18 protein-coding genes are annotated in these 18,765 nt (G+C 48.1%); 4 read left to right on the forward strand and 14 right to left on the reverse strand.

Going from position 1 to position 18,765, the window contains the following annotated elements; genetic code table 11:
* Positions 1-113: 113 nt before the first annotated feature.
* The 9 genes from IXB50_RS07435 to IXB50_RS07475 form a co-directional block, all read right to left on the reverse strand.
* Positions 114-653: a YqeG family HAD IIIA-type phosphatase gene (locus tag IXB50_RS07435; protein WP_215608321.1), complete on the reverse strand. Its 540-nt coding sequence runs from the start codon at positions 651-653 to the stop codon at positions 114-116.
* Between the two features lie 34 nt (positions 654-687).
* On the reverse strand, positions 688-1,746 hold the full coding sequence (mltG, locus tag IXB50_RS07440) for an endolytic transglycosylase MltG (protein WP_215608365.1): 1,059 nt from the start codon (positions 1,744-1,746) through the stop codon (positions 688-690).
* A gap of 98 nt (positions 1,747-1,844) precedes the next feature.
* Positions 1,845-2,414 (reverse strand): DUF3727 domain-containing protein, encoded by a 570-nt coding sequence (locus IXB50_RS07445; protein WP_215608322.1) that lies wholly within the window; start codon positions 2,412-2,414, stop codon positions 1,845-1,847.
* A gap of 106 nt (positions 2,415-2,520) precedes the next feature.
* Positions 2,521-2,943, reverse strand: a complete 423-nt coding sequence (gene ruvX, locus IXB50_RS07450; RefSeq protein ID WP_246564225.1) for a Holliday junction resolvase RuvX — start codon at positions 2,941-2,943, stop codon at positions 2,521-2,523.
* Positions 2,944-2,978: 35 nt separating this feature from the next.
* A complete protein-coding gene (locus tag IXB50_RS07455) occupies positions 2,979-4,151 on the reverse strand; it encodes an N-acetyltransferase (protein ID WP_215608323.1) in 1,173 nt (390 codons plus the stop codon).
* A 23-nt stretch (positions 4,152-4,174) separates the two neighbouring features.
* Positions 4,175-5,347, reverse strand: a complete 1,173-nt coding sequence (locus IXB50_RS07460) for a F420-0:Gamma-glutamyl ligase (protein ID WP_215608324.1) — start codon at positions 5,345-5,347, stop codon at positions 4,175-4,177.
* A gap of 803 nt (positions 5,348-6,150) precedes the next feature.
* Positions 6,151-6,639, reverse strand: a complete 489-nt coding sequence (locus IXB50_RS22610) for a DUF3368 domain-containing protein (protein ID WP_215608325.1) — start codon at positions 6,637-6,639, stop codon at positions 6,151-6,153.
* Positions 6,636-6,923 (reverse strand): UPF0175 family protein, encoded by a 288-nt coding sequence (locus IXB50_RS07470; RefSeq protein ID WP_215608326.1) that lies wholly within the window; start codon positions 6,921-6,923, stop codon positions 6,636-6,638. The genes IXB50_RS22610 and IXB50_RS07470 overlap by 4 nt, the downstream gene beginning before the upstream one ends.
* A gap of 60 nt (positions 6,924-6,983) precedes the next feature.
* Positions 6,984-7,613 carry a CRR6 family NdhI maturation factor gene (locus IXB50_RS07475; protein WP_246564228.1) on the reverse strand — a complete coding sequence of 210 codons (630 nt, stop codon included), beginning with the start codon at positions 7,611-7,613 and terminating at the stop codon, positions 6,984-6,986.
* Positions 7,614-7,674: 61 nt separating this feature from the next.
* Here IXB50_RS07475 and wecB point away from each other — a divergent pair, with 61 nt between their 5' ends.
* The gene (gene wecB, locus IXB50_RS07480; protein WP_215608327.1) at positions 7,675-8,790 is read left to right on the forward strand and encodes a non-hydrolyzing UDP-N-acetylglucosamine 2-epimerase; all 1,116 of its coding nucleotides are present in this window, start codon (positions 7,675-7,677) and stop codon (positions 8,788-8,790) included.
* Positions 8,791-8,830: 40 nt separating this feature from the next.
* Here wecB and IXB50_RS07485 read toward each other — a convergent pair whose 3' ends face one another.
* A complete protein-coding gene (locus IXB50_RS07485; RefSeq protein WP_215608368.1) occupies positions 8,831-9,055 on the reverse strand; it encodes a DUF7219 family protein in 225 nt (74 codons plus the stop codon).
* Between the two features lie 207 nt (positions 9,056-9,262).
* Positions 9,263-10,876, reverse strand: coding sequence for an ArnT family glycosyltransferase (locus IXB50_RS07490; protein ID WP_215608328.1), 1,614 nt, complete (start codon positions 10,874-10,876; stop codon positions 9,263-9,265).
* Between the two features lie 71 nt (positions 10,877-10,947).
* On the opposite strand from IXB50_RS07490, the gene IXB50_RS07495 reads away from it, so the two are divergent.
* From IXB50_RS07495 to IXB50_RS07505, 3 genes are all read left to right on the forward strand, one after another.
* Entirely contained in the window at positions 10,948-12,615 is a 1,668-nt protein-coding gene (locus tag IXB50_RS07495; RefSeq protein WP_215608329.1) for an ArnT family glycosyltransferase, read from the forward strand.
* A gap of 70 nt (positions 12,616-12,685) precedes the next feature.
* Positions 12,686-14,143, forward strand: a complete 1,458-nt coding sequence (locus IXB50_RS07500) for a hypothetical protein (protein WP_215608330.1) — start codon at positions 12,686-12,688, stop codon at positions 14,141-14,143.
* 22 nt (positions 14,144-14,165) lie between these two features.
* Positions 14,166-15,680 carry a hypothetical protein gene (locus tag IXB50_RS07505; protein ID WP_215608331.1) on the forward strand — a complete coding sequence of 505 codons (1,515 nt, stop codon included), beginning with the start codon at positions 14,166-14,168 and terminating at the stop codon, positions 15,678-15,680.
* Between the two features lie 33 nt (positions 15,681-15,713).
* Here the strand turns inward: IXB50_RS07505 and psb29 are convergent, their stop codons facing one another.
* From psb29 to hemF, 3 genes are all read right to left on the reverse strand, one after another.
* Positions 15,714-16,478 carry a photosystem II biogenesis protein Psp29 gene (gene psb29 / locus IXB50_RS07510; protein ID WP_326520742.1) on the reverse strand — a complete coding sequence of 255 codons (765 nt, stop codon included), beginning with the start codon at positions 16,476-16,478 and terminating at the stop codon, positions 15,714-15,716.
* Positions 16,479-16,635: 157 nt separating this feature from the next.
* A complete protein-coding gene (locus IXB50_RS07515; RefSeq protein WP_215608332.1) occupies positions 16,636-16,998 on the reverse strand; it encodes an STAS domain-containing protein in 363 nt (120 codons plus the stop codon).
* Between the two features lie 357 nt (positions 16,999-17,355).
* Complete coding sequence (hemF, locus tag IXB50_RS07520) at positions 17,356-18,393, reverse strand: oxygen-dependent coproporphyrinogen oxidase (RefSeq protein WP_215608333.1); 1,038 nt, start codon at positions 18,391-18,393, stop codon at positions 17,356-17,358.
* Positions 18,394-18,765 lie beyond the last annotated feature (372 nt).

Genomic DNA, 18,765 nt, shown 5'->3' on the forward strand with positions numbered 1-18,765 from the left:
TCATTGGGCCATAAAGTTGCTCATAGATAAAGAGGCATTGCTAATCCTCAATGTGATGCCATGCAACAAAATTATGACAAGACAGGGGGATGTAATCTTTTTTTAGAGGCTTGTTAACCGTGGTCTCCGCCAGTCAAAATGACTCCAAAACGTTTTGATATCCAAATTTCAGTGTTACGAAGACACTGCTTGGGAGAACTAGCCGCCACTGGATCAACCATGGGCTCTACTAAAACCGTAAATAATCCCAGTCGATTGCCGCCCAGGACATCAGTAAACAGACGATCACCCACCATCGCAATCTCATGATGGGGAAGTTGCATCAGCGCTACTGCTTCACGAAGCTTACGACGGGAAGGCTTAGCCGCTGCAATGTAGAACGCTTCTACCCCCAACGCATCTGCAATGCGGCTAATGCGGCTATGGCTGACGTTATTACTCACCAGAACCACACGAATGAACCTGGATTGCATCTGCTCCAACCACTGACATACCTCGTCTATCGGTTGGCTTTGTTTAAACGACACCAGGGTTTCATCCACATCCAAAATCAGCCCTTTCAGACGATGCCGAGCAATCAACTCTGGCGTTAGTTTAAGGATAGATCCTCCCAAAGCAAGATCAGGTTGTAAAAGTCGTCCCCAAGCGGCCATAGGTCAAAAGGTGGTCGAAAAGTGAGCAATACTTCTAAAGATCATCCCCCAATTGAGCATCAACGCGATCGCGAATTTGCCCCTGGGCTCGCTCATGCTCAGCCAACGAACGGCTAAACACATGGGTACCATCGTAACGAGCTACAAAGTAAAGATACTCGGTATCCGGAGGATTTAAGGACGCCTCTAAACTAGCAATACCAGGACTGGCAATGGGTGTGGGGGGTAATCCTAGATTACGGTAGGTATTGTAAGGGTTGGGGGTATTGACCTGAGCCAAAGTCAATGGATTTTCCGGCGTTTGAGTCACACCTAATCCATATTCCACAGTCGGATCAGACCCAAGACTAATGCCTTCTCGCAACCGTCGGGCAAACACACCTGCAATCGTGTCTCGTTCCTCAGCAACGACGGACTCCTTTTCAACGATGCTTGCCAAGTTCACCCACTCTAAGAGGGAATAAGAACTGGCCGCTTGTTGATAGACCGGTAGGGCCACCTGCTCGAACCGCAACAGCATCACATCAACAATGTCATTAGCATCCATTTGCTCACTGGGCAATTGATAGGTATCTGGATAGAGAAAACCTTCTAGATGAGGTAACCCCTGGGGTAGCCAAGGAAATTGAGCATAGGGAATTGCTTCGGTGGAGCTAAGGAAGTCATCAGCATTAACTAGCCCTTGAGCCTCTAAAGCCTCTGCCATCTGAGAGCGATTCCACCCTTCAGGGATGGTAAAGGTGGTTTGCACCACATCACCATTCCAAATTTGATCAGCAATTTCTGACAAGGACTGTGTGGGAGATAGGGAATAGGTCCCAGCCTGTAGCCCACCTTCACGTTTCTGAAAGCCCTGCAGTCGATTCCAAACTTTCCAAGCAGTCGTAGACCGGATCAGCCCAGCCGCTTCTAGATCTTGACCAATTTGTTGAGCCGCTGTCCCGGATGGAATCTGGATTTGTACAGACTGGTCCGCTTCACTAGCTGACACAGGACTTTGAGCCCAACTCCACCAAGACCACCCCTGCCAGGCAGCCATACCTAAAGCAACGGGGAAAATGCCAACGTAAAATAATCGCTTTAAACAACCCATAATTTGTTTAGACAGACCTTTGGTAATGGTCACAGAGTCGATCAGCGTCTTAGCTCTAGCATCAGAGATATGGGGTCAGAGGTAAATCTGATCAAAAGCTAATCTAGCCCCTCAAACAGCTGATCTTCAATTTCAGGTTGCAGTCTCTGAAACTCTTCAGGAGAAAGCAACGCCACCATGTCACTCTCAGTCCGATAGGCAAAAAATAGTAGAGGTTCTAAAGGTGTACAGGCAACATAGCGCTGCTCATGATGATAAAACTGCGCCAGCATTTGAAAATTATCCGTTGCCCCATCATCATCAACCTCTAATGCAAAACAGCTATCGTCATCAGCATCAGGGATATCACCTACGGCTGTAAGAGTATAAGCACTGCGTTGTAAGGTCAAGTCCAACTCTGCTAAAACCGCACGGGCACTGGGGAACAGCGCATCTATTTCCTCATCTTCGATATCTGCCAAGGTATCATCTTCATCCTGCCAGCTAAATACTTCAATGGGAGCGGCCACAGGTAGCAATAGCAGATATTCCTGTCCCGAATCGCTCAGGATAATTGCTTTTTCAACGTAACAGGCCAGGGTATGTCCATCGTTATCGGCTAGGGTGACAATTGATTGGCCTTGTTGAAAATCAGAAGGCTGATTGGGATTGTGGTTTAGATTGGGCATTCGTTATGTTTCATAGGGCGTAGGCCCTGGAGAATATTGGAACCGTTTAGGCCCTGGAGGGATAAAAACGATTACAAGTCTTGAGAACTGAGATCATGGCTAAGCGCTACAATTCAGATCGAGAACGATCCAGCCACTGTTGCAAAATGATAGCAGCCGCTCGACGGTCAATCAGTCCTTTATCTTTAACAGTTGGCCGACGCTCAGCTATCAGTTGCTGTTCGGCTTCTACCGATGTCAGCCGTTCATCCACATAGGTAACCGGTAAACTCAGGGCCTTTGCCAATCGTTTAGTAAATTTTTGCACCCGGCGGGCTTGGGTGCCCTTGGCACCGTCCATGGTGTATGGCAAACCGACCACTAGCAATGTAGCCTCTCGCTGACGAACGATCTGACTCAGTTGCTCAGTCACGTAGACGAAAGATTTGTTGTTGATGGTGGTCAGACCAGTGGCAATGAGACCGGTGCGATCGCATCCTGCCACGCCAATGCGCTTACTGCCAATATCCAATCCCAGTACAGAAATCATGGTCAGCCTTACTGGTTAGCCTTCTAGTAGCCCTACTACCCTGCCGTCCCACCGGAAGAGTCATCTCCAGTAGACTGTCTCAACCCAGGATTAGCCGCATCCCAAAAGAACCGACTAGGAATAGCTTTACCAGAGGGCTGTAACCCCTGCAAAACATCCTGCAGACCTTCAATGGAAACTGCCTTGGTTTCTCGGACTTTATGCCATACCGAGCGAGACATCATGACAGCATGTTCTATCTCCGTAGCATCAATCTCCCGTAGATAGCTTTCTCGCTCAGGCTGATAATCCAGAGAAGCCAACTGTAATGTCTGGTTTGATGCCCCCTGTAGGACTTGGGCCATTTGAGTCATCAACTCTGGATAAAGCCATGTGTAAGCTGGATGTACGGTCAGCTTAGCCCGGTTGGGCTGTTCAGCATCTTGGGAAAGCCGCAAACTAAAGTAGCCAATGGCCGCCTTGCGCTGAGGTTCAAATACATAGGCAGACACCGATTCGGACTGCCCCAACCAACGCCGTACTTGGGAGCGTACTCCAGCAATTGAACGAGTGCGAAAATCTTGAATCTGATGATCAAACACTTGTCGCAGCTGGGGTGGCATGGAAGCCGTTTCCAGGTGATAGATGAGCTGCGCATCAGCGTTGCTCACTGGCAATAGATTTGGCAAATCTGGCTCATTTTCAGCCAGCTCAGCAATTTGCTCAGCATCAATCGACCAATAGGTGACATAAGCTAACGGTTGAAACCCGTTTTGACGATAGAGCGCTAGACCAAACTTGTCATGGATACTGGTTTCACTAATCCAGGTGTGGGCTTCGACCAGGGTTTCAAAGCAGTGACGCAGTAGTAAACTCGCCACATCGAGATTTAGAGCCAGCTCCTCGTCAGCCACCGCATTAACCATCACCCGATCTACACGCCAGGTACTGCGGGTAGAGTTAAATGGAGAAACTTGAATCACCCCTTGGGTGGTGTGCTTACAGCCTGCTGCAAAGATCAGGGCCTTGGGCTGAAGCGGATTAACCAAGCGAGATAAACGCTGCCAGGAGGAATGCCCAAACATCCGTCCAGTCTCAGGCAAAGGCTGATGTTTTGTAAATGCACCACAGGTAACCACTTCTGAGCCCACATCAGGCATCAGTTTCTCTGAGTCACGAAAATGGACGGGACGAACTGCAATGGGTTCAGAGGGGTTAACAGGGGTCATAGGGCCAAAATGTATAAAAATCCCTAGGATTTCGGATGAATTAGGACCACAGGAGTCTGTTCATCGGCGTTACCAGCTGGATTATCAATCAAAGCACTTGTTACCAAGTCTAAGTCAGTGCCTGGTGTCGCTGCTAATATCTTAACCGCTTTCAAATCATTCACATCGACAATGGCCGCTTTCAGGCCAGTTGCATCATAAATTTCTTGAACAATTTTTTCGGGGTGTTGAGGACCGAGGACGATGAATTGATCGTAGGGGGGTAACGTACCGGTGACATCGTCAATCAAACGCGCCTGATCACCCGCTAATACATAGAACATACCGGGACGACCGAGAAGTTTCTTTGCGATCGCACCCACCACAAAGGCATACACCACTCGCACCGGACCTACCAAATCAACCAGCGTCTGCATACCGCAAGCCGTTGCCAAACTCGATGTCGGCATAAAGAAATAGCAAATCCGCTTGGCAACCCAACCCGGTTTGATACTACTGGGATGCCGCCACCGGCCCTGCATAATTGCCACAGGCGTTTCACCAATAGTGACAATGTCCCCTGGCTTAGCGTATGGCTCTACATAGCGTTTAACCGTATCGATGGGGCTATCGAGAGGGCCCAACAAATGGGTGGGAATCGGCAAAACCTCAGCCTTAGGTGTGGAGCGCCAATTTTGAGGCGCATTGGGGTCAGGATACTTGAGCGGTACCACCACATTTCCCATTTTGGGGATGCGGCCTTCGGGACCGTAAGTGAGATAGTGCACCTTAACCCATAAAGCCTTCAGCCTCGATAAGTCGGGACCTTGAATATCAATTTTGATCTTCAGCCCAGTGGATTTAGCCGTCTTGACAATGTAAGCGAACCAATAATTATCTGGCCTAGCAGGGGCATCTTCATGGTTCGAAACCAGCTGGGTTTTAACCGTAATGTCGTCAACGCTAGCCCCCGATAGTAGCTCTGCCTCAACCGAAATTTCCGGCACCATAATCTCTAAGGTGCGGGTCAGATTCACCAGGGAGGGCTCCCCTTCAATGACATAGTGTTGGGACTCTCGGGAAGTAATTGTCCACTTGCCAGACTCTAGCTCCAACTGATTGCCAGGGCGGGCCTGATATTGCCGCTCGATCAGTAGCCAAACTCCCAGGGCCAGCAATATCAGTAAAATTACTAGCGTGCCCAAAATCCCTGCCATTAACGGGTTACTCCTGTGCCATATAAATGGGTGGTGTGGCCATAACCCTTAGCTTTGGTTTATGGCTGCATCCGTAAGATTTGTATCGCACTCTCGGATCTGAAGCAATCACTGAAATATCTGAGCAGAGTTTTAAAATTCTCCCTATCGATGGGTTCAAATATCAAAAAAAATTTTATCTGATATTTTCTACACCTATTCAGGAAACTTTAGAACGACGGGTTTGTGCGAAATTTTATGCCCTCAAAGAACAAATCATTACCATGGTTACTGCGACTTACGATAGCCACACCACTTCTAATAGCAGTGGGAATGGTAGGTATTTTGTGTGTGGCTATTGCCTCTGATACGGTCGCGAATAACCGCATACTGCACAAGTACAACAAAGAATTTCAAAAGCTTCCACATCCTCGGCACACTTCAAAAGTTCATGCTTTCAATCAGGTAGTACGCTCACCTGGAAATGGTGATCACTGTTTTTACTTGGTGGGTGAATTAAGGCAAGCTTCAGTCAGTCAGTCAGTTTAAAGTCGCTGCTTTTAATTCAGATACTGAATCTCAGCACGAACTTGGAATTGGCGAATTCCGAATTGAATTTGAAAAAAATGGTCAGTTTAGGCAAAAGATCCCCTATAGACTTCCATAAAGGCTTGATTCACGTGAAAATATTGAGGATTCATTAGAGTCAAAACACTTGCTCTACATGATTTATTGGATTATCCCTGAGTATGTAACTTCGTATCGCAACTACGTAACTAGCTTTTGACTATGCACACTTAATCAAAGTGCATGTGTTGATTGCTCTACGCTGACTCATTAGCAGCTGCGATCGCATTTTGATACAGTCTTGGACTAATTCGAGTTCCACTTTTGATTAAGGCAACCAAAATATCTTTGACACTATCGATTAGTCCCCGTTGCTTTGCCACCAACAAAGTACCGATAGTACCGACAACTGGCAAGTTACGAGATAACGCAACTCGGCGAGCATCTAGATCATCTATCAGTAGCTGATCTGCCTTATATTCTTCAGCCAGAATCATAGCAGCACATTCACCTTTACCAAGTCGAGTAGTATTTTGAAGTTCAGCTATCCTATGGGACTGACTAACAGATTGAATCCTAATCCAATCAACAGCCTTTACCTGAGAAATAGCTGGGTGATTACCTGTAGTGACTTCGTCGTATACTTCTTGCGGGATAAGGATTGTACCATAAACTCGAAAAAGTAAATTGAGCTGATTGACCTTAGCTAACTCACTGAGAGGCGTAGTGTCTGAGACAACTATCACAAATCAGTACCCTCCATCCTGCATAGAGTTTGTGAAACTTCCTGCAATAAATCTTCCTCACTCTGTGTCGGGAATGGTGAAATATCATAGCTTTCCATTAGTGTAGATAACTGCCAACGATCAATTGCCAGTTGCTCAGCAGCGTGACCAGCACTAATATCTCCATGCTTTAGCAGCACCATAATAAAGGCTTCTCTGGCTTTGGTCTCAGCTTCTTGCCGATGCCCTTCTGCCAGCTCAGGTAACGAAACGGTGAACTTAATTTCTGTAGACTGGACAAGCATCACTACTCAGGAAAAATTAGCTCTCGTTCCATTGTGACATCAGGACTCCGAAACCAACACTTACTGCAAAAGCTCAAATAGTCCATCGTCCAGCTCATACCCCAGCGTCCGCACCACTAGCTTCAGTTTCTCAATCCCATCAATCTGGTTATCTTTCAGCCATTGAGCAATGGTGAAGACCTTGCCCATCACAAAAATTTCTAGGGCTTCTGGGTTATAGCGGATACCATCTAGCGGGCTGAACTGATGGGGTACCAGCATCGCGGTATAGCGGCCTAGTTCACCGGACTCCACATCTAGAAACAAAGGTAGCCAAGGATAATGGCTATCAAGACGAATAAACCATAGGCGCACCTCAGGAACTTCGGAAAGTTCTCTGGGGTCGTTCGCCTCGCGGGGATAGTCGATATTAAAACTCATTTTAAGGTCGACTTGGTGCCAATCAACTTGGCTCAGAGCAGTGTGAGCCACCGTTAGATCCAGGGTCTGGAGGTATTTAGCACCGACAACAATGGATTGAGACATTGTAAGGCAGATGAAACAGACTAGAGATTTGTCACATTGGTAGAGGCCATGGATATCCACCAGGGTATGGATAAATAAATCCAATGTGACGCGCAAACATCCTAATGCATCAGGACCGTTTGCTAGACAGTGTGCCTTGCTGTGGAAGACTTTACTAGGGGTCAAGTCTTATCTGCACATCCTCGGTTCAAATTGATACTTCACGATATATAAGCTTTTATTTGCTATGACCACATCTCCAATTCGAGTATGTATTACCCTAGGCACCCGGCCCGAAGCGATTAAACTAGCCCCGGTGATTAAACAGTTTCAAAAAACACCAGGTTTTGACACCCAGGTCGTCCTCACTGGCCAACATCGGGAAATGGTAGATCAGGTCATGCAGCTGTTTGAGATTAAGGCTGACCGAGATCTGAATATTATGCAGCCCAAACAAACCCTGTCAGATATTACTTGTCGGAGTTTGCAAGGTCTACAGACGCTTTTTGCCGAACTCCAGCCGCAGATTGTACTGGTTCAAGGCGACACGACCACGGCCTTTGCCGCTGCCCTAGCCGCGTTTTATCAGAAAATTCCAGTCGGTCATGTGGAAGCTGGACTGCGCACCGATAATATTTTGGATCCCTTTCCCGAAGAAGCCAATCGAAGGTTAGTATCGCAAATCACCACCCTCCACTTTCCCCCTACGGATAAGTCCGTTGCTAACCTGACGGCTTCTGGTGTGAGTGGCAAAGTGATTAAAACTGGCAATACGGTGATTGATGCCTTGCAAACCGTGGCATCAAAGGCTCCAGCCTGTGAAGTTCCTGGATTAGACTGGAATAACCATCGAGTTATTCTGTCAACGGTACATCGTCGAGAAAACTGGGGTGAGCCACTGCAGAATATTGCCAAAGGCTTTCTACAAGTATTAGATAAGTTTGAAGATGTAGCTTTGCTATTGCCGCTACATCGCAACCCCACCGTCAGAGAGCCCTTAAAAGCTGCGTTGGAATCTCATCCTCGTACATTTTTGGTAGAGCCCCTCGACTACGGTCAGCTAGTGGGAGCCATGCGACGCTGCCATCTGCTACTAACTGACTCCGGTGGACTCCAGGAAGAAGCCCCTGGTCTTGGCAAACCAGTACTCGTTCTACGGGAAACAACTGAGCGCCCCGAAGCTGCCGAAGCTGGCACAGCAAAATTAGTGGGCACTGAACCGGAGGTGATTACGGCTGAAGCAGCCAAGCTCCTCAGCGATCCAGTCGCTTACGATGCCATGGCTCGCGCCATTAATCCATTTGGAGATGGGAAAGCATCGGAACGGATCGTCCAAGCTGTGCAGGATTATTTCAGCCAATAGGCGAGAACTTTTAAGAGGTAAAGGTTAAGAAGCAAGGACACTAAGCATCTTCACCCTTGCGATCTATAGTATCCAGTAAACTTTTCTTGGACGCTTTCAAGTCTTTCCACAGCTGTTTAATGCGGCCATAGGCATCTTCAGATGTAATTTTGCCACCGGTTTCCAGGTTGCAAATCAATGACACTTTGCTAGCAAATTCTTGCAAATTGGCATTAAACACCATCCGCTCTGGCGTAAACTCACCGTGGTAGGGAGCACGCGGCATGATGAGATTTTCTTTCTGCTTTTGAGGGTCGTCAGACAATGGAAAGGCCTCTGATGAAGGGTTGATGCTTGGTAAATACCCAGATGTCGCTATCGATTACTTGGCGATCATAGCAATGTCTCCTAAATTAGGGCTCGACATCGTAATGTACATGACACACCTACCTAGGGTTACCCCAAAGCAGTCATGGAAAAGCCATCTATCGTCTTACTGAGCCATCGTCTGAATCAAAACCATGCCTTCCGCGCGACCAATTTCACGATGAGGGGGTAAGTCAGCTAAATGTTGAGCTTCGGCTAAGACGTAAATGTTTTCCTGCCAGCGGTCGAGGAGTGGTTGGCCAGAGAGGTTAGGTATGTAGCGATCGCAATAAAAATTTAGACTGGGTCGCCCATAGCTAAACGTCGTTACCACCTCAGCTGCCGTCGGTACAGATTGGTTAATCAGCAATGCCACCGGCTTCACCCCATAGGCCTCATTTAGCTCCCAAAGCCAAAAATCCGATCCCAGTAGCAGTAGCAGGGTGCAATAGAGACCTACCATCAGCGTCAAACACCAGCGCAATTGACGTCGCCACAGCTGCCAACCCGTCCAACCAACACTTAGCCCCAGCACAATTCCAATAGTAATTAAGGTTGGATGCTGGTCAGCAATCCCCAAGTACAGGCCACCTCCGAGTGCCACCACAGCAATCAAGGCGAAGAACCCCACCGCCCACCGTGGTGGCTTTTGCCAGCAATGGTGCAAATACCCTCCAATCGCTAACGCCACAAACGGATATAGCGGCATGATGTACCACGGCAACTTGGTTCCCATGAGGGATATTGCCCCCAGATAAATACCGGTACCGACCAGCACGAGCTGTCCCCAGGGACGCTGCCGCTGTCGCCAGGCCAGCAAGATCCCACCCGGCCAAAATATCAGCCAGGGCCAGCTGTACTTCAGCAACTCCAGCAGATAGTACCAGGGAGGGTGCTGGTGATCTTCAATGACAGACGTGACTCGATCCAATGACTGAGCCACAAAGTGCCCCTGCCAGTAAACATCGCCGTAGCGTCCCAGCTGAGCACCGTACCAAAGTACAACCGGCAAACTCCCCAGGACTAGCCCTAGCCCTAGATAGAGACTACAACGCAACCCTTTAGAGCCTTGACTAAGCATCAGACGTTGCCCAGAAAAAAGGCTTGTCCCCGCCTGAACACTAAAGAAAACCAGGGCAATCGTCCCCAGTAACAGCACCAAAATCCCCTTTGTCAGAGCAATCAGCCCAAGACAAATTCCGACCCCAAGGGCATACCCGGAGCATTTCCTCGCCTTTAGTCCTGCCAGCAGCAATAACAAAAATAACGTCACCGCCACCCCATCACGCATGGCCAGACGACTATGGCGCACCACTGGTAACAATGTTAAGAAAACACCTGCCGATAGCAAGGCGGGTCGCCGCTGTCCAAAGACCTCCCGACCAATCCAGTAAAGCAACGGCACGGCCAGGGCACTTACCATTGCAGGCAGTAATCGTGAGGTCCATTCTGAAACCCCACCCATGTACCCTGTCGCCATTAACCACTCCACCAGGGGGGGCTTATTTAGATAAGGACCGTCGTATAGCGTAGGATAAAGCCAATCTCCGCTGGTTGCCATTCCCCGCGCCACGGAGGCAATGGTGCCTTCATCCCAGTCGCGCAGAGGCACCATCCCCAACCGCCATAGATATAAGCACCAAGCTGCAAGCATTAGCCATAACCCATCAGCTGTTTTTGCCGTTTTATCACTGGCCGCTGAACGGTCTGACCACACGAATTTGTCTACCCGATTAACCACAACAATGTAGTCAAGGACAATTCATCCAAGACAATGGCACAATAGCTACGCCCTATTATCTTCCTATCCCCATGACCCGCTGGCAATTGGGCCCTGGCTGGCTAGCTCGAAGCGTACATGCCATTATTCAAGCAAAACGCTGGCACTGGTTAATCCTAGTGACCTGGATGGTGCCCCTATTGCTGGCGGGCTTTTTTGACCTCGATCACCAAAGTTTAATGGCCCACGACGAGGGTCTGTATGCCCGTCGTGCCAGGGTGATTGTTGATTCAGGTGATTGGGTCCACCCCTGGGCAGCTCCTCACCACAAAACTCCGGGTCCCTACTGGGTCGTGGGCTTGTTTATAACACTGTTAGGGCGACATGAGGTGGCGGTGCGCCTGCCCAGTGTACTGGCCAGTATTGGCTGTCTGCTGCTGACCTATGCCATTGGTCGTCGTCTCTTGACGCCCAAAGCAGCACTGCTGGGGGCACTCTCCTTGGGAGTAGCTCCCCTATGGCTGCAATACAGTCGACTAGCCACACCTGATGTCCTGTTTACAGGGCTGATTCTGCTTGCAATTTGGCTATTGCTCACAGCTGACAGACCAGAACACAATGCAAGCAACAACCTGACACACCGCCACTGGTTCTATTTTGGAGCAGGTATCACCTTAGGCATCACCGTATTGGTTCGCAGCGCCTTGGCCGCCATCCCCATAGCCTGCTTACTCCCCTACCTATTACTGTCAGGACGGCACCATTTGAAACAGTGGAGTTTATATCTAGGGGGCTTGGTGGGGCTGCTGCCAACGGCAGTTTGGCTCTGGCTTTGCTGGCAACGTTACGGCATGGCGATGATCAACTCCTTGATCAATTTCCCCGTGAGTCAGGGGCTAACAGCAGACCGGGCCAAATCCCCACTGTTTTATCTATTCAATCTTTTAGTCAATGATTTTCTGTGGAGCTTTTTTGCGCTGGGAGCCGTTATTTTGCTGGTGATTAGTCTAATAAAGGCAAAAACCAGGCTATCTCACCCTCAGATTTCATTACTGCTGATCTATCCTCTGTCCTATCTGGGGTTACTCAGTTTTGCCTCGACCAAACTCCCCCACTATGCCATCCCCACATATCCCTTTCTGGCATTGCTAGCGGGCTATGCCATGGAGAAACTAGTCAAAACTATACCCACTCACCCCATAAAAGGCCTGCTCCATGCCATAAACGGACTCTTGATGCTGCTAGGCGGTTTGCTCACAGTGGCCGCTTGCCTAGCTCTGACAACCAATCTCCTACCCAATACAGATGACATTAGCCCCTACGCGCCCATCGCTTTGGGCCTTGGCCCAGCCTGGTTTGGAGCTGGTTTACTTTGGTTTAACTATGATGCGCCAAAGCCAAAGCTTTTAATCAACTGGCTAGCACTACTACTGTTGGGGCAATGGCTAAGCCTGGTGATCGCTTGGGGAACCGCTGACCTCGGGAATATCAACCCTCACATGAAAGCATTGTTAATTCGAAACGATATCCAACCGATTTTGCAGACTAAGGCGATCGATTTTTCCCCAGGGCTCAATAGCAAGCGCAGTACTTTACTCAGGTTTTATACCCCTAAACTTGGAGAAAAGCTAAATACCCTTGAGCAGGTTAGTCCCGGTGACTACCTGTGGATTGAAGATAGTGAACTCTCTAACCTCAAACAGCCCTATGAATCCTTAGGCCAGATTAAACAAACTCATTTGGTACGTATAGACTTCTAGTCGTCTTTTGCCACTGACATCCATGTGTGCTGACATAGTGAGCACTGTTTTCTGATAAATCCAGCGGTTCATGAATGCTCATCGAATAGTAAAGCTAGAAAGATTGGCCCTATCCATATTAGGAATTTTGATTATTGGGTTGCTGGCTCAGCCCATACTTGAGCTGCTAGCAAGGGTGCCTAAAAACTATAACGAAGGCTGGAATGCTTTCCATAGTGCCCGAGCCTTTGGCTTAGAAGCACTGTACCCTTCAAGCGAACATCTTTTCAGCAACAACTATCCCCCCTTATCGTTCTATGGGATTGGTGGGTTGGGCCTATTGCTTGGCGATAGCATCATTGCTGGCCGACTAGTCGCGCTGATCAGTCTGCTGATAGTGGCTATCACTATCTTTTTGTTTCTACGATGGCCATTGGATTGTGCACTGACATCGAGTTTGCTAGCACCGCTAATGTTTTTGGGCTATATGAGCACCCACTATCGCAATTATGTGGCGATGAATGATCCCCAGATGTTAGGGCATGCGATGCAGTTATCTGGGGTTTGGTTACTTTGGGTGACCACTATCAGGATTCGAGACAAGTGTCCTCCATTTTTCACATTCCTAGCCCTGGGACTAATATTTAGCAGTCTCTTGGTCAAGCACAATTTACTGCCAATTCCTTTAATCACAGCTATTTGGCTGATGACCAGTGCTAAACGCCATTGGCTCTGGGTGTTTCTGGGAATTGGTGTTGGCTGTATCGGCCTCTGCTATGGACTTTATGGACCTAATTTCTTAAGCGGGATATTGTCACATTCGCGCGAGTATCAGCTGGTTAAGATGCCAGACAAACTATTGAATTGGCTTCATCCGGCTTTTCTGTGGATAATTTATGGCATTTGGGCAAATTGGAACTCCCACAAACGTCATTCCTGGCTGGTAATGCTCTACTTTCTGGTGTCTTTAGTTCTAGCTATTGCTATTGCTGGGGGTAAGGGAGTAGATTACAACGCGGTCTTTGATGTGTTGATTAGTCTGTCGTTGCTATTAGGTATAGGACTAGATCGAAGTAGACCCTGGCTATTCTCAAGATTTATCCAACCTCGCCTAGGCTGGATCCTAGTGCTATCTTTGCCGGTAATTTTGGCCCTACCCTACGTTGGGCTAGTGGATGAATGGAAAATTTTTGAAGCGGAAAAAGTATCGGCAGCAAAGGTAGTCGATGCAATTTCAAAAACCAATGGCCCTGTAATGTGTGAGATGTTGGCCCTATGCTACTGGGCTGACAAACCGTTCGAAGTCGACCTATTTAACACGGGTCAAAAAATGAAAACTGGGGCCATGGCCCAGGCTACTCTCATCAAACTGATAGAACGGCAGTACTTTGCTGTCATCCAGTTAGATCATAGCAACGGCAGTCGTCGCCTGCCGACAGACGTAAACCAAGCCATTTTCAAATACTATCAAGTACGTCCCCCGCTGCCTCTTGAGGCGATCGAACATCCCGCATTTTTGTTCTATCCATTGGCATCAGAGGACTTGTAAAGCTTGGTATGGTGTTTTAGCGATGTCCATCTCATTCCCCCATTGGCTAATACGTATTTATAAATCGCCATGGGCCGCCCTCTTGATTGTTGCCATTCTGGGCTTCATCGGTGCACTTAATCACAGCATGTGGCGCGATGAGATGAATGTATGGCTAATCGCGCGGGACAGTCCATCTTGGGCAGCATTTGTTGAAAATATCCACTATGACCGTGCCCATCCAGGCCTGTGGCATTTGCTGGTAGCAGCGATGTATCACCTGTTTGGCCATCCCGTCGCCATGCAGGTCCTCCATTGGCTACTGGCCATGGGCTCAGTGCTTCTGATCTGGCGATGTAGCCCCTTTACCCAAGGGCAAAAGTGGCTAATTACGTTTGGGTACTTGCCGTTCTATGAGCACCTGCTGATCGCTCGCAACTATGCGGTGGCGATGCTATTACTATTTGCGATCTGTGCTTTGTGGCCTCAGAGACAGCGGGCCTATTGGCCTATCGCCGGTTTACTGGTGCTGCTGGCTAATAGCAATGTGTATGCGCTGTTGATTGCGATCGCGATCGCCCTCACCCTGGCCATCGAGCTAGTCTTTGAAGCAAAACTCCGTCGTCATTGGCTTGACATTATTTTTAGTGCTGCTTTGATTACAGCGGGCTGCGCGATGGCACTGTACTTCATCCTGCCCCCCAGTGATATAGCCAGTCAGGCCATGGGCGAATACGTTACTGGCCTCGACATCCGCCAGTTGCTCAAGGCCATTGGTCGGATCTTTGGCGGTTACTACATCATCATCCCCAACGGCGCACGATACTTAGATCTGGCAGTTTGTGGAGCAATTGCCCTAGGCTCCTGCTATCTAGTTGCCATCAAGCTCATCAAAAAGCCCTATGCTCTAGTCTTTTATCTGCTTGGCAACGGCATTATTTTGGCCTTTACCTATGCCAAGTTCATGCCTAGTGCCATTCGACACTATGGCAACTTTTATCTCATCTTGATCGCCGCCCTATGGCTCGCCCACCACTACGCTCCGACAGCCACCATTACTCGACACTTACCCGTCGCAGAAAATTGGCAGTTAAACACCCAGCAATGGTTTAACCGAGTATTCACCACCATTCTGATTGCCCATCTTATGGGGGGCTTGTTCCTCTTTACGATGGATTTCACTATTCCCTATTCTGCAAGCCGGATGACGGCTGCCTACATGCGTCAGGCCAACCTACAAAACGAGTTTATTGTAGCCAGTCGTGATGCTCAGATGGCCTCACTAAGTGGTTATTTTGGTCATCCATTTTATTTTCCAGAACGCCAGGCCATCGGTAGCTACACCTTATTCTTTAAAGGTGTTCGGAATGAAGTAGAGGAGCCCGAAATTATGGCACAAGTTACCCAGCTCCTCACTGAACACCCCAAAATTCTCCTGGTGATGCACCAAAAAATAAAGGGGTCCACACCAGGGTTAAATATCGAATCAATTCAGGAGTTTACAAAGGCCTGGCAGGATGAGGAATATTATCTTTACTGGGTAAGCTCTGCACAGTAAACGCGTAAACAAACCCAGAATTCAGTTACCACACTAAGATTCAGAGTCAGCAGTGTCTTCTTCGGTAACGTCTTGTTCGGCAGCAGTCGCCGTCGTCGTCTCAGTCGCTGTTGCAGCATCAGCATCTTTCTTTGCCTGAGCTCGCTGCTCACGCTTTTTACGTTCAGCCTCCAAGATATCTTTCATGACTTCCTGGGCCTGGGCCATTTTCTCCAGATTACTCCGGTAGAGTTCCAGATCCTTGTCGACCTTTTCAGCAGGCAGGGCCAACATTTCAGCCGCTGTCTTTAACATTTCCTCGCGCTTGTCCTTATCATCCAAAGATGACGCATCGACCGTTTCAAACAATGTGTAGAGACCGACAGCCATCAGCCGAGTGTATTTAGTATTTGCCTGATTCGCCACCATATACAGCTTGCCCTGCAGATTATCGCCGTCTGTGGTCTTGGCATTAGCAAGTTGGGTGTTGAGTTCGCTCAGCGAAAGACCTGACAAATCGGCCTTCAAAGCATTCGCATCCTGACGATATTGCTGAGGATCACCATCAACCGAACGGCAAATAGCCGCAAAAATTGATTCCTTATCCTGTTCCGGCTCATAACCCACCATAAAGCGATCAAAACTGGTAACCATACCCAGGGTATACAGGGGGTTGTAAACAAAATCAGCGTTTACCGAAAGCAGATGCATCTCCACCATTAACTCCTCAACCACTCGTCGGTAGAGAGAATTAATAGGACGAGAATGATATTCGTAAAAGGCTCGCTTGGTATCAGAAACCGTACGCAGGTTAGTCACAGGTGGGGATAATAAAATGCTAGACATCATTTTCTACTGCAGATGACTATTTGCCAAGAATCATAAACTCCTAGCAAAATAGTGACTTTCGTTATGGATGCCTATACCACCATAACGAAAATCAGCCATCTATCCCGCCAATGATGCTGCGCAGTCCTTAAAAAGTCATAGGCTCAGGAGCCGCATTAATCGCTTCCTCTTCGCTGTCATAGATCGCAAAGACAGAATCCATCATAGTCACTTCAAAGACCAGCTTTGACTCTGGATGAACGTTACAGAGCTTGAAACTGCCTTCAACCTTATCTGCATCCCGCATCCCAGCAACCAGAGACGTCAGACCCGAACTATCAATAAAGTTCACCTGGCCTAAATTAACGATGATATGAGGCGTTGTATTTTCAATACATTCCTGCAGCTTGAGTCGAAATTGCCAAGCTGTCGTGATATCTAGCCGCCCCTGAGGCGAAAAGACAACGATACTGTAACTGCTGTTGGGTGGGGTGACGATTCTTTGCTCCATGGTGACCGGCCCTTCAATATCTGATGTCTTATATCTGGCGAACGCAAGAAAATATTGCACTCATATAAACCATGATGCCCTTGACTTCAGGAGAAAGAGCTGAAAAATCAATGCTTACGACAAATTGCGGATCTTCATTGACAATCAGCCTGTCAGACTGTACGGAAGTACAACACGATTCAGAGAAACGTGCAACCTAGTATGCACAGGAACATATCCTAAATCAGGATAATTATGAATCCTGTTTACTTATACCGCTCTAGTCAATCAACACATTCACTCCGCAGTTTTAATGATGCGAAAAGAGCGAACGTAGTTCCACAAAATAGCAGCTTGCTACAGAATTCAACTATTTTTCTATGCTTTCCAGTTAACCCAGTCCTGAGGCTTAAGAAAAACCTCATACAGCTTGGATTCTGGTGTACCAGGCTCAGGTGCATAGCTGTATTCCCAACGCACCATGGGAGGCAACGACATCAGGATAGATTCAGTACGACCGTTGGTCTGTAAACCAAAGATAGTCCCCCGGTCATAGACAAGGTTAAATTCTACATAACGACCACGACGGTAAAGCTGGAAGTTGCGCTGATGCTCACCGTATTCGGTATGACGACGCTTTTCTACGATGGGCACATAGGATGGCAAAAATGCATCGCCACAGTCAATGGCAAACTTAAACAAGTCTTCCCAACCACGCTGAGTGGGTTGCCCAACTGTTTTACTATGCTGAGCTGCAGGACCATCGGGGCTAGGACCGCGATAAAGCTCTCCAGTACCGTCTTGATAGTCGAAAAATACACCGCCCACACCCCGAGTTTCTTGGCGATGCTTCAGGTAGAAATATTCATCACACCATAACTTAAAGGTGTTGTAATACTCGGGATGATTGCGATCGCATGCTTCTTTTAGCGTCTTGTGGAACTGCACCACATCCTCTTCAAACGGATAGTAAGGAGTCAGGTCAATCCCCCCACCAAACCACCAAACCGGGCCCGCCTCAAAGTAGCGATAGTTGAGATGCACTGTTGGAATATAAGGACTACGAGGATGCAGCACCATGGACGTCCCAGTTGCATAGAAGCCATGGCCCTCAGCTTCAGGACGCTGCATCAAAATCGAAGGAGGCAGACGATCCCCCCAAACCTCAGAGAAGTTAACGCCTCCCTGTTCAAAGACATCGCCTTCCTTCATCACCCGTGAACGACCGCCGCCACCGTCGGGGCGAGTCCACTGGTCTTCCATAAACTGACCGACACCATCAACCTCAGCCAGCTTCTTACAAATACGGTCCTGAAGACCTTTAAATCCCGCGCTCACACGCTCACGGGAATCACTGGGAGGAGCAACTGGACTAGTTATCTTCTGCGTAGAATTCTGCGTAGAAGTGGTGACCATGGCGATCTAGAGCTAAAAAAACAAATTTGATTAAGACTGATACTGCCAACTATCCTCAAACCTGTGATAAACACAGGCCCTAGCTAGCAGCTAATAATGATAATGAATCACGATTTCGGCCTTTTTTAACCAAGTTGACACACAGTGTGACAATCCTTGACAAAAGCTCAAACCTATGTGGAAGTAACGTTTTCGTCTCTGAACCTAGCTTAACCAGTGAGCTGAATGTTAACTCAGGGTTAAAATGCCTTTCAAGATAAAAAAATACATGTTCAACGCCCAAGGACCGGTCATGTTCAAAAGACATTGACCGATTTATAGGACGGCAGGGCAGCGATAAATTTGGCAAATCGCCCGCACATCCATATGTTT

Source organism: Leptothoe spongobia TAU-MAC 1115, assembly GCF_018739885.1.
In the GTDB taxonomy this organism is placed as follows: Bacteria; Cyanobacteriota; Cyanobacteriia; order Phormidesmidales; family Phormidesmidaceae; genus Leptothoe; species Leptothoe spongobia.

What these genes read in the sequence shown, in the direction of transcription:
- IXB50_RS07485 (WP_215608368.1), bottom strand. Translation starts at nt 9,055, where the DNA reads ATGCCGCGTGCTCCCTACCACGGTGAGTTTACGCCAGAGCGGATGGTG.
- IXB50_RS07455 (WP_215608323.1), bottom strand. Translation starts at nt 4,151, where the DNA reads ATGACCCCTGTTAACCCCTCTGAACCCATTGCAGTTCGTCCCGTCCAT.
- IXB50_RS07515 (WP_215608332.1), bottom strand. Translation starts at nt 16,998, where the DNA reads ATGGAGCAAAGAATCGTCACCCCACCCAACAGCAGTTACAGTATCGTT.
- IXB50_RS07445 (WP_215608322.1), bottom strand. Translation starts at nt 2,414, where the DNA reads ATGCCCAATCTAAACCACAATCCCAATCAGCCTTCTGATTTTCAACAA.
- IXB50_RS07500 (WP_215608330.1), top strand. Translation starts at nt 12,686, where the DNA reads ATGAATGCTCATCGAATAGTAAAGCTAGAAAGATTGGCCCTATCCATA.
- wecB (WP_215608327.1), top strand. Translation starts at nt 7,675, where the DNA reads ATGACCACATCTCCAATTCGAGTATGTATTACCCTAGGCACCCGGCCC.
- IXB50_RS07495 (WP_215608329.1), top strand. Translation starts at nt 10,948, where the DNA reads ATGACCCGCTGGCAATTGGGCCCTGGCTGGCTAGCTCGAAGCGTACAT.
- IXB50_RS07470 (WP_215608326.1), bottom strand. Translation starts at nt 6,923, where the DNA reads ATGCTTGTCCAGTCTACAGAAATTAAGTTCACCGTTTCGTTACCTGAG.
- IXB50_RS07460 (WP_215608324.1), bottom strand. Translation starts at nt 5,347, where the DNA reads ATGGCAGGGATTTTGGGCACGCTAGTAATTTTACTGATATTGCTGGCC.
- IXB50_RS07505 (WP_215608331.1), top strand. Translation starts at nt 14,166, where the DNA reads ATGTCCATCTCATTCCCCCATTGGCTAATACGTATTTATAAATCGCCA.
- hemF (WP_215608333.1), bottom strand. Translation starts at nt 18,393, where the DNA reads ATGGTCACCACTTCTACGCAGAATTCTACGCAGAAGATAACTAGTCCA.
- mltG (WP_215608365.1), bottom strand. Translation starts at nt 1,746, where the DNA reads ATGGGTTGTTTAAAGCGATTATTTTACGTTGGCATTTTCCCCGTTGCT.
- IXB50_RS07435 (WP_215608321.1), bottom strand. Translation starts at nt 653, where the DNA reads ATGGCCGCTTGGGGACGACTTTTACAACCTGATCTTGCTTTGGGAGGA.
- ruvX (WP_246564225.1), bottom strand. Translation starts at nt 2,943, where the DNA reads ATGATTTCTGTACTGGGATTGGATATTGGCAGTAAGCGCATTGGCGTG.